Origin of the sequence: Streptomyces pluripotens (genome assembly GCF_000802245.2) — a bacterium.
GTDB classification, from domain to species: Bacteria; Actinomycetota; Actinomycetes; order Streptomycetales; family Streptomycetaceae; genus Streptomyces; species Streptomyces pluripotens.
On the sequence record NZ_CP021080.1, the window covers coordinates 6,819,539 to 6,832,868 of the forward strand.

At 71.0% G+C, this 13,330-nt stretch carries 12 protein-coding genes; 9 read left to right on the forward strand and 3 right to left on the reverse strand.

The features are described from left to right. Positions 1–21 precede the first annotated feature (21 nt). The gene (locus LK06_RS30130; RefSeq protein WP_039651902.1) at positions 22–807 is read left to right on the forward strand and encodes a glutamate racemase; all 786 of its coding nucleotides are present in this window, start codon (positions 22–24) and stop codon (positions 805–807) included. Between the two features lie 115 nt (positions 808–922). Then, a complete protein-coding gene (locus LK06_RS30135) occupies positions 923–1,474 on the forward strand; it encodes a hypothetical protein (RefSeq protein WP_039651900.1) in 552 nt (183 codons plus the stop codon). A gap of 94 nt (positions 1,475–1,568) precedes the next feature. Here the strand turns inward: LK06_RS30135 and LK06_RS30140 are convergent, their stop codons facing one another. Beyond that, on the reverse strand, positions 1,569–2,576 hold the full coding sequence (locus tag LK06_RS30140) for an O-antigen ligase family protein (RefSeq protein ID WP_234367544.1): 1,008 nt from the start codon (positions 2,574–2,576) through the stop codon (positions 1,569–1,571). A 362-nt stretch (positions 2,577–2,938) separates the two neighbouring features. Here LK06_RS30140 and lnt point away from each other — a divergent pair, with 362 nt between their 5' ends. From lnt to LK06_RS30160, 4 genes are all read left to right on the forward strand, one after another. Then, positions 2,939–4,540 carry an apolipoprotein N-acyltransferase gene (gene lnt / locus LK06_RS30145; RefSeq protein ID WP_039651898.1) on the forward strand — a complete coding sequence of 534 codons (1,602 nt, stop codon included), beginning with the start codon at positions 2,939–2,941 and terminating at the stop codon, positions 4,538–4,540. 58 nt (positions 4,541–4,598) lie between these two features. After that, positions 4,599–5,078, forward strand: a complete 480-nt coding sequence (locus tag LK06_RS30150; RefSeq protein ID WP_039651896.1) for an NUDIX hydrolase — start codon at positions 4,599–4,601, stop codon at positions 5,076–5,078. 54 nt (positions 5,079–5,132) lie between these two features. Beyond that, on the forward strand, positions 5,133–5,951 hold the full coding sequence (locus tag LK06_RS30155; RefSeq protein ID WP_039651894.1) for a 3-hydroxybutyrate dehydrogenase: 819 nt from the start codon (positions 5,133–5,135) through the stop codon (positions 5,949–5,951). A 75-nt stretch (positions 5,952–6,026) separates the two neighbouring features. After that, positions 6,027–7,994, forward strand: a complete 1,968-nt coding sequence (locus tag LK06_RS30160; protein WP_052269879.1) for a helix-turn-helix domain-containing protein — start codon at positions 6,027–6,029, stop codon at positions 7,992–7,994. A gap of 19 nt (positions 7,995–8,013) precedes the next feature. Here the strand turns inward: LK06_RS30160 and LK06_RS30165 are convergent, their stop codons facing one another. After that, positions 8,014–8,772: a thioesterase II family protein gene (locus LK06_RS30165; RefSeq protein WP_039652223.1), complete on the reverse strand. Its 759-nt coding sequence runs from the start codon at positions 8,770–8,772 to the stop codon at positions 8,014–8,016. 333 nt (positions 8,773–9,105) lie between these two features. Next, entirely contained in the window at positions 9,106–9,501 is a 396-nt protein-coding gene (locus LK06_RS33990; protein WP_043408391.1) for a hypothetical protein, read from the reverse strand. Between the two features lie 196 nt (positions 9,502–9,697). On the opposite strand from LK06_RS33990, the gene LK06_RS30175 reads away from it, so the two are divergent. The 3 genes from LK06_RS30175 (at position 9,698) to LK06_RS30185 (ending at position 13,291) form a co-directional block, all read left to right on the forward strand. Beyond that, entirely contained in the window at positions 9,698–10,327 is a 630-nt protein-coding gene (locus LK06_RS30175; RefSeq protein WP_039652222.1) for a DoxX family membrane protein, read from the forward strand. A gap of 185 nt (positions 10,328–10,512) precedes the next feature. After that, positions 10,513–11,205 carry a response regulator gene (locus LK06_RS30180; protein WP_039651890.1) on the forward strand — a complete coding sequence of 231 codons (693 nt, stop codon included), beginning with the start codon at positions 10,513–10,515 and terminating at the stop codon, positions 11,203–11,205. Positions 11,206–11,551: 346 nt separating this feature from the next. Then, on the forward strand, positions 11,552–13,291 hold the full coding sequence (locus tag LK06_RS30185; protein WP_043433263.1) for a GAF domain-containing sensor histidine kinase: 1,740 nt from the start codon (positions 11,552–11,554) through the stop codon (positions 13,289–13,291). Positions 13,292–13,330 lie beyond the last annotated feature (39 nt).

The following is a 13,330-nucleotide window of genomic DNA, read 5'->3' on the forward strand; positions in this document are numbered from 1 at the left end:
CGTGTCGTCTATCGTGACCGGGTGAAGATCGCGCTCATGGACTCCGGAATCGGCCTGCTGCCCGCAGCCGCTGCGGTACGTCGGCTGCGGCCCGACGCCGACCTCGTGCTCTCCTGGGACCCGGACGGCATGCCCTGGGGCCCGCGCACCCCCGAGGACATCACTGAGCGAGCCCTGGCCGTGGCCGAGGCGGCTGCCGCCCACGACCCCGATGTCCTGATCGTCGCCTGCAACACGGCGTCCGTGCACGCGCTGCCCGTGATGCGGGCGCGTTTCGAGCCCGACCTGCCGGTCATCGGGACCGTACCGGCGATCAAGCCCGCTGCGGCTGGCGGCGGGTCCGTAGCGATCTGGGCGACCCCCGCCACCACAGGCAGCGCCTACCAACGAGGACTGATCGAACAGTTCGCCGACGGCGTGGCCGTCACCGAGGTGCCGTGCCCGGGTCTCGCGGACGCGGTGCACCACGCCGATGACGACGCCGTCGACGCCGCCGTGGCGGCGGCCGCCGCCCGGACGCCGGAGGACGTGACCACCGTGGTCCTGGGCTGCACCAACTACGAGCTGGTCGCCGAGCGCATCCGGGCCGCCGTCCAGCGGCCAGGACGTCCGCCGCTTATCCTGCACGGCTCCGCCGGGGCCGTTGCCGCACAGGCCCTGCGCAGGATCGGAGCGGAGCCGGCCTCGGTGGCCGCGGCCGACACCACCCTGACGGTGCTGCTCAGCGGTCGCGAGGAAGCGCTCCCGGACACGGCCCTCGCCTACGACGAGGGACGTTTCCTGCACGCCGTCAGCCCCGTCCGCTGACCTGAGCGGAACCGTCCGGGATCGACGCGAACGCCTGGCCGCCCCGCACATCGCTTGGTCGGCCACTCTCCGTGACACCCTGCCTGCGCAGCAGAACCTGAGTAACCTCGTAAGCATGAGGGAGCACCCCCACGCCGACGGCACCGCGCATCCGGACGTCTGGACCGGGCGGGCCACGAACCGCTTCCAGTGGCTGCTGGCCCTGATCGGCGCGGCCTGCATGGCGCTCGGCATCGAGTTGGCCGTGGACTCCGCCTGGACGTCCGGCATCGCCCCGCTGGCGATGTCCGTCGTGGGCTGCATCGCTGCCGGTCTGCTGGTCCTCTTCGGCACCCTCGCCTTCGTGCACGTCGACCTCAGGCTGGACGGGGAGTCCCTCGAAGTGCGCTGCGGCCACATCGGGCTGCCGCGTCGCCGCATCCCGCTCTCCCAGGTGGCCGGCGCCGACTTCACCGCCCTCGTCACTCCCCGGCACTGGGGTGGCTGGGGCTACCGCTGGCGGCCCGAGAAGGGCACCGCCGTCGTCGTGCGTCGAGGTGAGGGCATCGTGTTGCGCCTGTGGGACGGCCACACCTTCACGATCACCGTGGACAACGCGGAGTCGGCGGTGCGGGTCATCAGGGACCGGCTGCGCACGATCACACCGGGAGCCGGAGCGACGCCCTGAGACGGTCCGCCCGGCCCGGTCCGGTGCGACCGCCCGGGCCAACGGTCCCGGTCAGCCGGGCACACCGAGTGGTCGCTGAGACGAGCGTTCACTCCTACTGTTCATCGTTGTCGGGCCTCGGGCCGGCGCTCGTCCAGGGGCGTGCCGTCGCCCATCCCGCGACCAGTCCGGCGCCGGCGGTCACGGGGGTGAAGCTCAGTGCATTGCTCACCGTGGCGAGGATGGCCAATCCTGCCAGGGCCGCGCCCGCGGTGAGGGCCACCGGGGTGGAGCGCGGGGTGCGCCACAGCGCGTACAGGACCCAGCCGAACGCCACGATCAGCAGGAACAAGCCGGCCAGCCCCTGCTCCGCAGCCTGCTGGAGCGGAGCCGAGTGCGGTTTGCCGGGCACCCCGTGGCTCAGCTCGCCGAACCGCCCCGGGCCCACCCCCAGAGTGCGGTTCGCGCCCGCCAACCGCAGGGCGTCCTGCCACAGCTGTATCCGGTACGGGCCGATCCTGCCTTCGAGGATCCCGGAGATGCCGTCGGGCAGGGCGTCGGCGGCGATCGCCCAGGTCGTCCCCGCGGTCAGAGCCACTGCCACGGCCAGAGCCAGGAGACAGACACCCCGGCGGGGTGCTGACCCCGCGGCGAGCGAGCACAGCAGGACCAACGCGCCGGCTGCGCAACCGGCCACCAATCCCAGCGCGGCCCCGGCCAGCACGATCCCGACGGCCAGTGCTCGCAGACCCAGCCGCAGCGCTGGTACGGGTGTCGCCCACGCGGCACAGGCGGCCGCTCCGGTGGCCAGCGCCAGCAGGGCCGCAGCGGCGCCGGCGTGTCCGAGTGGGGCCGCGTACCGAGAGCTGGGGGAGAGGCCGGGGAGCACCACGACCAGGGTGAGCCCGGCCGCCGCGCCAGCGCACGGTGCGGCGGCCGGCAGCAGTGCCCCGGAGACCCGGCCCGCGGCATAGCCGGCGGTCACGGCGAGTATTGCGAGCAGCATGCCCTCGGGCCGCCCGCCCTGGGCCGCCGCGGTGATCAGTGACCACCCGGCGCAGGCCCCCAGCAGGATCATGCCCGCCCCGTCGGAAACGTTTCTCCTGGTGATGTCGGCGTCCATGACACCACCGGACGTCGGATTCATCCCCGTAGACCCCACCCGTCGCCCCTCGTACCCGGTCCTCGGACCTGTCGCAGGCCAAGGCCGCGCGCCGGATACGGCCGCACCGCCGTGGCACGCCACACCGTAGCGGCTGGCGACCGGTTTGTGGACAAGGTGCGCAGGAACGCCGTGATGCCCGCCTGGTCCGGTTCCGGCCCGTCGGCCGGCACTGTTCCGGGGCGGCTGCCGGTGCCGACCGCGCATCCGGCCCCGTCCCCGGTTGGAGCGGACGCCGGGCGGCGCTACCTGGGGGGACGTGGTCGGACTGGCATCGGACCGTGCTGGACGGAGGCCAGGACCCTCGCCGTACACTCACGCAGGTGACCGTCACCGCAACCTCCGTGGACCAGTCGGAGCAGCTCCGGCCGTCCCCCGCGTCCGGCGGCCGACTGCTGCGTCTGGCCCCGGCCGCCGTCTCCGCGCTCTGCGGAGTCCTGCTCTACCTCAGCTTCCCGCCGCGCCCCCTGTGGTGGCTGGCCCTACCGGCCTTCGCCGGCTTCGGCTGGGCACTGCGCGGCCGTGGCTGGAAGGCAGCCCTCGGCCTCGGCTACCTCTTCGGGCTGGGGTTCCTGCTGCCGTTGCTGGTGTGGACGGGCGTGGAGGTGGGACCAGGCCCCTGGCTCGCCCTGGTCGCCATCGAGGCGGTCTTCATCGCCCTGGTCGGCGTGGGTGTTGCCGCAGTCTCCAGACTGCCGGCCTGGCCGGTGTGGGCCGGAGCCGTCTGGATCGCCGGTGAAGCGGCACGTGCGCGCGCACCCTTCGGGGGCTTCCCCTGGGGCAAGATCGCCTTCGGCCAGGCGGACGGCGTCTTCCTGCCGCTCGCTGCGGTGGGCGGCACTCCGGTGCTCGGCTTCGCCGTCGTCCTGTGCGGATTCGGCCTCTATGAGACCGGGCGCCTGATCGCCGAGCGGCGCCGCACCCGGGCCGTACGGCGTGGTGCTGCAGCAGCCGCGCTGCTGAGCGTGGCCGTACCGGTGGTCGGGGCGGTCGCCGCCCGGTCACTGGTGAGTGACAAGGCCGAGGACGGCACCAGAACCGTCGCGGTCATCCAGGGCAACGTGCCGCGTTCTGGGTTGGAGTTCAGTGCCCAGCGGCGGGCGGTGCTCGACTACCACGTGCGCGAGACGCTCAAACTCGCCGCCGACATCCAGTCGGGGAAGACCGCAAGGCCCGACTACGTGCTGTGGCCGGAGAACTCCTCCGACATCGACCCCTTCACCAACCCCGACGCGGCCGCCGTGATCGAGGACGCCGCCCAGGCCGTGGGCGTCCCCATCTCGGTCGGCGCGGTGGTCGAGAAGGACGGCAGGCTGCTCAACGAGCAGATCCTGTGGGACCCGGTCAAGGGGCCGACACAGACCTACGACAAGCGGCAGATCCAGCCGTTCGGCGAGTACCTTCCGCTGCGTGGACTCGTCGGCGCGGTCAACAAGGAGTGGACCGGCATGGTCCGCCAGGACTTCAGCCGGGGCCACCGGCCCGGTGTGTTCGACATCGACGGCGCCAAGGTGGGCCTCGACACCTGCTACGAGGCGGCCTTCGACTGGGCCGTCCGGGACACGGTCACCCGCGGTGCGGAGATGATCTCCGTGCCGAGCAACAACGCGACCTTCGACCGCAGCGAGATGACCTATCAGCAACTCGCCATGTCCCGGGTCCGCGCCGTCGAGCACAGCCGTACCGTAACCGTGCCGGTCACCAGCGGTGTCAGTGCGATCATCATGCCGGACGGGAAGGTCACCCAGAAGACGGGCATGTTCGTCCCGGCCTACCTCGTGCAGAAGGTGCCGCTGCGCACTTCCCGGACTCCCGCTACTGAGCTGGGTGTCCTGCCGGAGATCGCGCTCGTGCTGGTGGCCGCGGGCGGGATCGGCTGGGCGATCGGCTCCGGCCTGCGCGGCCGCCGCTCCGGTGAGGTCTAGCGCCGCCCCTTGCGGCACTGGTCCGGGAAACCGGGACCCGGCCCATTAGGGTCGGGCCATGGCTATCCCCGAATTCATCCGCACGCTTCGGACCTCCGTTGGCCATCAGTTGCTCTGGCTTCCCGGGGTCACCGCGATCGTCTTCGACGACCAGGGCAGAGTGCTCCTGGGACGGCGGTCCGACACCGGCAGGTGGTCGGTGATCGGCGGCATCACGGAACCGGGCGAACAGCCCGCCGCCTGCGCCGTTCGGGAGGTCTTCGAGGAGACGGCGGTGCACTGTGTCGCGGAGCGAGTGGTCCTCGTCCAGGCCCTGGAGCCCACGACCTACGCCAACGGGGACGTCTGCCAGTACATGGACATCACTTTCCGCTGCCGGGCCGTGGGCGGCGAGGCCCAGGTCAACGACGACGAGTCATTGGAGGTCGGCTGGTTCGAGCTGGATTCGCTGCCCGACCTGAACGAGTTCGGCCTCTTTCGGATTAAGCAAGCCCTGTCAGAGGCACCCACATGGTTTGACCCTACGACTGCAGGCTGAAGTGTGGATGGTGACCACATGGGGCGGCGACCGGGTGCTGCCTAGGGTCGCCGCATGACCTCGTCCAGCCCCCTGCCCGGTCCCGGTCCGCACGTCCAGCCACCTGCCCTCGACCTCCTCGGGCGTACCGCTCTGGTCACCGGCGCCGCCAGCGGTATCGGCCGCGCCTGCGCGCTCCGGCTCGCCGCCGCTGGCGCCGAGGTGCGGGCTGTCGACCGGGACGTCGCCCGGCTGGCCGAGCTGGTCGAGGAGGCGAAGCGGACGGACCTCGCGGGGACCGTCGTACCGCGCCTCGTGGACCTCACCGACCTCGACGCCGCCGAGCGCACCGCCGTCGGCACCGATGTGCTGGTCAACAACGCCGGACTACAACTTGTGCGGCCCATTGAAGGCTTCCCGCCCGACGTGTTCCACACCGTGCTCACCGTGATGCTGGAGGCGCCGTTCCGCCTCATCCGCGGAGCCCTCCCGCACATGTACGCACAGCGCTGGGGCCGGATCGTCAATATGTCCTCCGTCCATGGTCTGCGCGCTTCGGCCTTCAAATCGGCCTATGTGGCGGCCAAACACGGTTTGGAGGGCCTGTCCAAGACCGTCGCGCTCGAAGGTGCCTCCCATGAAGTGACCTCCAACTGCGTGAACCCGGCCTATGTGCGCACTCCCTTGGTCGAGAAGCAGATCGCCGATCAGGCACAGGCCCACGGCCTGAGCGAACAACATGTACTGACCGAGGTCCTGCTGAAGGACACTGCCATGCGGCGGCTCATCGAACCGGAGGAAGTCGCCGAGGCCGTCGCCTATCTGTGCAGCCCGCAGGCGTCCTTCATCACGGGTACCTCCCTGGTGCTCGACGGCGGATGGACGGCCCACTGACAACCCGTCGCCCTCGATCCGCGGAGTTTTCCACAGGCCCGGCGGACCGGATGGCAGATGCGGAATGCTGGAGACATGTCCCGCGATCACCTTCAGCCGGCACCCAGTGGCACCGCCGAGGCCCCGTACCTGGAGTTGCTGGCCCGCGACGCTTCCGTGGAGGCCTACGAGCAGCCGGTGCTGCTCGCCCGGGCCGAGGGCCGGCCGGCCGAGCGGATCGCCGTCCTGGAACAGTCCAAGCGGCTCGCCCTGCGGGTCCGGGCCGAGCTGGAGGGACGCCGACGACGCGAGGCGGAGCTCTCCGCGCTCTTCGAGACCGCCCACGACCTGGCCGGTCTGCGAGATCTGGACGCTGTACTGCGGGCGATTGTGCAACGCGCCCGCTCCCTGCTCGGCACGGACGTCGCTTATCTCAGCCTCAACGACCCGGCGCGCGGCGACACCTACATGAGGGTCACGGCGGGCTCCGTCTCCGCCCGATTCCAGCAGTTGCGCCTCGGCATGGGGGAGGGACTCGGCGGACTCGTCGCACAGACTGCGCGGCCCTACGTCACCGACGACTACTTCCAGGACGGCCGTTTCCAGCACACCCACACCATCGACGCCGGTGTGCGTGACGAGGGACTCGTCGCCATCCTGGGCGTCCCCCTGATGCTCGGCCCGCACGTCATTGGTGTCCTCTTCGCCGCCGACCGCCGAGCACGTGTCTTCGAGCGCGGGCAGAGTGCCCTGCTCGGCTCCTTCGCGGCGCTCGCCGCGGCCGCCATCGACACCGCCAACCTGCTCACCGAGACCCGCTCGGCCCTCGCCGGGTTGGAGCGCGCCAACGAGATCATCAGGGACCGCAGCGCCGTCATCGAGCGCGCCTCCGAGGTCCACGACCGGCTCGCCGAACTCGTCCTGCGTGGAGGCGGAGTACACGACGTCGCCGCTGCCGTATCCCAAGTCCTTGATGGCACAGTGGAGTTCACTGAGGCTTCGGCAGTTCCGGCCGAGGCGCTGGAGGCGTCCCGCGCGGAGGGACACGCCATGCAGCACGGCATCGACCGGATCGCCGCCGTGACCGCGGGCGGCGAACTCCTCGGCGCCCTCGTGCTGCGTGGCCAGCCAGGCCTGGACCCCGTCGACCAGCGCACTCTGGAGCGCGCCGCCATGGTGACCTCACTGCTGCTGCTCGCCCGCCGATCCGCCGCGGAGGCCGAACAGCGTGTGCGCGGTGAACTGCTGGACGACCTCCTGGACGCCCGTTCCCGGGACCCCCGGCTGCTGCGCGAACGCGCGGCCCGGCTCTGCGCAGACCTGGAGGCCCGCCATGTCGTACTCGCCGCACGCCTCGACGACCCGTCCACCGACGTGGAAGGGGAGGCCTCGGCCCGCCGCCGCCTGTGGTCCGCCGCATCCCACCTCGCCGCCACCCGGCAGGGCCTGGCCGCCGCACGTGACGGCGGCACCGTGCTGCTGCTGCCGCTCGGGGCCGGCGACACCCCCACGGACGTGGCCCGCCGTACCGCCCGCCACCTGGGTACGGCCGTTCACCAGCCGGTGACCGTCGGGGCCTCCGCCCCCGTCACCGACCTTGCCGCGCACCCAGAGGCGGTGGCCGCCGCCTACGCCGAGGGCCGGCGCTGCCTCGACGCGCTAGGCCTGCTGGGGCGGGACGGAGACGGGGCGGCTGCCGAGGACTTCGGCTTCGTCGGCCTGCTCCTGGCAGGTGAGCAGAACGTCCCCGGCTTCGTGGAGCGCACCATCGGCCCCGTCGTCTCCTACGACGAGCGGCGCGGCACCCAACTGCTGCGTACCCTGGACGCGTACTTCGCGTGTGGGATGAGCCCAGCCCGCACCAGGAAGACCCTCCACGTCCATGTCAACACCGTCGCCCAGCGATTGGAGCGCGTGGGCCGTCTGCTCGGCGAGGACTGGCAGACCCCCGCCCGTGCTCTGGAGATTCAACTCGCCCTGCGACTCCACCGACTGGCGGTCCCCGACAGGGGGTGCGGGACCGGCGCAGCCGCTGTGGAGCAGCCGTTCCCAATGCCGGAGTAGCCGACCAGCACCGTACGCATCACAACTGCCCGAGTTCGCGGGAGACCAGCGAGGTCACGGCGGCCTGCTGGTTCGTGAGGAAGAAGTGCCCGCCGGGAAGTACCTCCAGTCGGAAGGCGCCGTCGGTGTGCCGCTCCCAGGCGGCGGCCTCCTCGACGGTCGTGCGCGGATCGGCGTCGCCGGTCAGTGTGGTGATCCGGCAGTGGACGCGGCGCTGTTCGTCGCAGCGGTACTTCTCGATGGCCTCGTAGTCGCCGCGGATCGCTGGCAGTGCCATGCGCAGGATCTCCTCGTTGCCCAGCACTTGCGCATCGGTGCCGTTGAGGAGCTTGAGCTCGGCGATGATGCCGTCGTCGTCGCGCTGGTGCACGGTTTCCGGGCGGTGCGTGGAGGGCGCGCGGCGTCCGGAGGCGATGAGGGCGCGGGGCGCGGCGCCCGAGCCTTTCCGCTCCAGCCGCCACGCAGTCTCGAAGGCCAGGACGGCCCCCATGCTGTGGCCGAAGAACAGCGTGGGTTTCTCGTCGAGTTGCAGGAGCGTGCCGGTGATCCGGTCGGCCAGTTCCTCGATGTCGGTCAGACAGGGCTCCAGCCTGCGGTCCTGCCGCCCGGGGTACTGCAAGGCGATGACGTCGGCGCCAGGGGCGAAGGCGGTGGACATGGGGAAGTAGAAGCTGGCGGATCCCCCGGCGTGCGGGAAACAGATCAGCCGGACGGCACTGCCGGGCGCCTGATGGTAGCGCCTGGCCCACAGAGCCAGGTCGTCGTCCACGCTGTTCAACACCTCGGGTCCTTTCTCGGTCGGGAGCCGTTACGTGGCCGCGGCGCGGCGCACAGGAGCAGCGACGGGGGAGCGGAGGTCTCACTCCGCGTGCAGGGAGATGATGGCATGGTCGGGGCAGAGGTCGGTGGCGCTGTGCCCCGCGCCCGTCCCGGACGCGGGGGCCGGGTCCGGCAGGGGGCCAGTCCGTCGTCGCCCTAGTCGAAGGCCTCCGGGGCGGACCGGCACGCACTGGTCCGCGGCGACGCAGGAATCGTGCTCAACGGTGGGCCCGCACGTGCTCGTGCCGGGTCCCCAGCCACACCCGGGTGCCGTTGGGCAGGTACGACAGCACTAGGCCGGGACGTCGGCCAGATGTCCGTCGTAGCGCTTCGCGATGACACGCCGGGCGGCGAGGATCCCGTCCAGTATCTCCACCTGGCCAGCGCCACGGTGGCCTGCATACCCGTCATCCGGAAGTCGTACGCCAGTTTCAAGGTCCGGAACCTGCGCGAAGGGGTTGTGCGAGGTGAGCACGTTGCTCGGAAGGAACGGCAGGCTCAGCACGGAGGGGACGTCCCGGGAAAGGATCGGGCCCACGGCCAACCTGCTCGTGCAGTCGACGGCCACGAGCGCCGGTCGGACCTTGTCGACGACCTCCCGGAGCCTGCGGAACGTCCCGGCCTGGAGGACGGCCTGGAGGACGGGCCTGAAAGAGGCCTGACGTCCCGCCGGTCCTGCCCGCACCACTGTGCACAGGGCCGCCGTCGTGGAGCACGGACCGGCCTCGGCGCTGCCGCGTGCTGAATGGGTCTGCGGGACAAGGACGTTCGGCCCTGGGAGCCGGGTCTGCCGACCCCCTGCCCGGGGGGCGGAGCTGCGGGAGATTGACAGCGCAACGAAAGCGCGAGGTACTCCTGACACTCCCTCGGAAGGGATGAGCATCATGGCCGTGCACAACCACTCCCACCGGCACCTGGGCGTCCGTCTGCCGTTCGCGCGCCGGTCCGGAACAGTCTCCGGGCCCGCTGCGGCGACCTCCGAAGCGACTGCGGCAGCTACGGCCGGCGGGTACGCCCTGGCCGGACTGCGGCTGCTGCTCGGGTTCGTTTTCCTGTGGGCGTTCCTCGACAAGACCTTCGGCCTCGGCTACGCCACCCCCTCGGGCAAGGGATGGCTCGACGGTGGCTCACCCACGAAGGGGTTCCTCGGCTCAGTGGCTGCCGGTCCGATGGAGTCGACCTACCATGCGTGGGCCGGCGAGGCCTGGGCCGACTGGCTGTTCATGCTCGGTCTGCTCGGCATGGGTGTCGCGCTGATCGCAGGCGTCGGCGTGCGCATCGCCGCGGCGTCCGGGACCGTGATGATGGCGCTGATGTGGCTGGCGGAGTGGCCGCCGGCGAAGCACCTTTCCGATGGTTCACGCAGTATGTCGACGAACCCCTTCGCCGACTACCATGTCATCTACGCCATTGCCCTGATCGCCGTGGCAGCCGCGGGGGCCGGGGCCACCTGGGGGCTGGGCCGGATGTGGGCACGGCTGCCGTTCGTGAGCCGCAACCGCTGGTTGCAGTGACGGCCGACCGGTTTTGATGCCCGGGGGCACCACCGCGCAGCGCGGTGGTGCCCCCGGGCATCAAAACCGCGGTGACCAGGGCCGACCGGCCCTGGTCACCGGTTCCGGCGTCCGGGAGGATCCCACCGGGAACCGAACAACACGACACCGAAGACATGAAGCGAACACAGGACGAGGAGCGATCGATGGCAGAGCGTGAGCAGGACGGCGGCCCCGGAACCCCCATCCGGGTCTTCCTCCTCGACGACCACGAGGTGGTACGGCGTGGAGTGCACGACCTGCTGAACGACGAGGCGGACATCACGGTCGTCGGTGAAGCGGCCACTGTCGAGCAGGCCCTGGTCCGCGTCCCCGCGCTGCGCCCGGACGTGGCGGTGCTCGACGTCCGCCTCCCGGACGGCGACGGTGTGAGCGTCTGCCGGGAACTGCGCTCGCGCCTGCCGGAACTGGCCTGTCTGATGCTGACCTCGTTCGACGACGAGGAGGCGCTGCTCGACTCGATCATGGCGGGGGCGTCCGGTTACGTGTTGAAGCAGATCCAGGGCTCGGACCTGGTGTCGGCGGTGCGCACGGTCGCGCGCGGGCAGTCGCTGCTGGACCCGAGCGCCACCACCAAGCTCATGGCCAGGCTGCGGGGCGGGCAGCAGGAGGAAGTCCCGGACGCGTTGCCCGGTCTGACCGACCGCGAACGGGAGATCCTCGCCCTAATCGGTGAGGGCCTCACCAACCGCCAGATCGGCCAGCGGTTGTACCTTGCCGAGAAGACGGTGAAGAACCACATCTCCCGCCTGCTGGCCAAGCTGGGCGTCGAGCGCCGTATCCAGGCGGCCGTCATCGCCACCCAGGCCCAGGACAGGATGCGCGCCGAAGCTCGCTGATGTCACCGTTCAGGTGCGGTTGTGCTCCCGGTCCTGGTACCGGACCGGACGCCACGGCTGGAGCCTTTCCGTACTCCGTACTCCGCGCCCGGCGGCGGGGGCCGCTGATCGCCGGAATCCGGCAACGAGTCGCGCTCGTGTGGATGGTCGGGTCCGGGCTGCTGCCCGGGCACCTTCTGGCGGCGGTGGGTGCTCTGCGCGACGCCGTGTCCGGTAGAGGGGCGCACGGGCGCGTTTCCACGCCGTCGGCCGTCGTGATTCCGCATCGCCTCCTTGCCAGGCCCGCTACCGTGACTGGCGAGCGGGGACGGCTGCAGGCAAGCTCGGGGGCTGGGGAGGATCGACGGTGGAAAGCGCCGGGGAGGCTCGGGAAGCCCGGGTACGGCTGCCTCAGCTACGACTGGACGAGTTGCTCGGGGAACTACAGGCCCGGCTGGACGCGGCCCGCGGTACCCGCGACCGGGTGCACAGCCTCCTGGAAGCGGTGCTCTCCGTCGGCCGGGAGCTGGACCTTGAACAGGCGCTGCGTCGCATCGTGGAGGCCGCGGCGGCCCTGGTCGACGCGGAATACGCGGCACTCGGTGTCATTGGATCCGACGGCAAGCGCCTGTCGGCGTTCATCACAGCCGGGGTCGACGAGGAGGAGATCGCTCAGATCGGTCCCTTTCCGGAGGGACACGGCATCCTCGGTGAGCTGATCCGCCATCCGGAGCCGCTGCGCCTGGCCAAGCTCTCGGAGCACGCCTCGTCCTACGGTTTCCCGGCGCACCATCCGCCCATGAACTCCTTTCTCGGTGTCCCCATCCGGGTGCGGGACCAGATCTTCGGCAACCTGTACCTCACCGAGAAGCGCGGTGGGCAGCAGTTCGACGAGGACGATGAGGCGGTGCTGTCGACGCTGGCCGTGGCGGCGGGAGTGGCTATCGACAACGCCCGCCTGTACGAGGAGTCCCTGCTGCGGGAGCGATGGCTGAAGGCCATCGCGGAGATCACCAGCAGTCTCATGTCCGGCGTCGGGCAGCAGGAGGTCCTCGGGCTGATCGCCGAACGGGCGCGGCAGATCACCGGGGCGGCCCTCGCTGCGGTGGCGATTCCGATGAAGGGCACGGACACACTCACCGTTGAGCTGGCCATGGGCCAGGGTGCCGAGATGCACCAGGGACTGGTGCTGCCGGTGGACGGCACCCTCACGGGACGGGCCTTCGCCCTGGGCGCCCCGGTGAGCAGCCCGGACGTCGCACACGACGAGCGGATTTCGGCCGGACCGCCGCGGTTCGTCGGCCTGGGCCCGGCCGTGGCCGTTCCCCTCGGTTTGGGGAAACAAGCCCGCGGTGTGGTCCTGCTGGCCAGGGGATCGGGTGCGAGTGACTTCTCCGAGAAGGAGACCGAACCGCTGATGGCGTTCGCGGCGCAGGCCGCCGTCACCATGGAACTAGCCGAGCGTCGTCGGGACGCCGAACAGATCGCCCTGCTGGAGGACCGCGACCGTATCGCCCGTGACCTGCACGATCTCGCGATTCAACGGCTGTTCGCCACCGGCATGACGCTGCAGAGCGCAGGCCGGTTCATCCAGCACGCCGAGGCCTCTGAGCGGGTGCTGCGCGCCGTGGACGACCTCGACGCCACCATCAAGATCATCAGATCGACCATCTTCGGCCTGCGTACCCGCGACGATGACGCGCCCGGACTGCGGGCCCGGGCGGTGCGCACTGTCGGAGAGGCGGCGCCGCTCCTGGGCTTCGCGCCCAGCATGCGCATGGAGGGCCTGCTCGACACCCATGTGCCCAGGGAGACGACCGACGACGTGATCGCGGTGCTCTCCGAGTCCCTCACCAACGTCGCACGGCACGCGCACGCCGGCCGGGCGGAGGTGCTGCTGGAGACCGACGGCCGTGAGCTGCGGCTCACGGTCACCGACGACGGCGTCGGCATCCCCCTTCAGGGCCGCCGCAGCGGGCTGGACAACATGTTGCAGCGGGCGCGGAAGCTGGGCGGGGACATGGAGATCACCGTGCCGCAGGGCGGGGGTTCCCAACTGGCGTGGCACGTGCCCGTGCGGGAGGTGACGGCCCCCCGGGAGCGGTGACGGCTCCGCGATGGGCTGCGCCGCCTCCGGCCCACGCAC

What these genes read in the sequence shown, in the direction of transcription:
- LK06_RS30150 (WP_039651896.1), top strand. Translation starts at nt 4,599, where the DNA reads ATGGCTATCCCCGAATTCATCCGCACGCTTCGGACCTCCGTTGGCCAT.
- LK06_RS30160 (WP_052269879.1), top strand. Translation starts at nt 6,027, where the DNA reads ATGTCCCGCGATCACCTTCAGCCGGCACCCAGTGGCACCGCCGAGGCC.
- LK06_RS30140 (WP_234367544.1), bottom strand. Translation starts at nt 2,576, where the DNA reads ATGGACGCCGACATCACCAGGAGAAACGTTTCCGACGGGGCGGGCATG.
- LK06_RS30155 (WP_039651894.1), top strand. Translation starts at nt 5,133, where the DNA reads ATGACCTCGTCCAGCCCCCTGCCCGGTCCCGGTCCGCACGTCCAGCCA.
- LK06_RS30135 (WP_039651900.1), top strand. Translation starts at nt 923, where the DNA reads ATGAGGGAGCACCCCCACGCCGACGGCACCGCGCATCCGGACGTCTGG.
- LK06_RS30175 (WP_039652222.1), top strand. Translation starts at nt 9,698, where the DNA reads ATGGCCGTGCACAACCACTCCCACCGGCACCTGGGCGTCCGTCTGCCG.
- LK06_RS30180 (WP_039651890.1), top strand. Translation starts at nt 10,513, where the DNA reads ATGGCAGAGCGTGAGCAGGACGGCGGCCCCGGAACCCCCATCCGGGTC.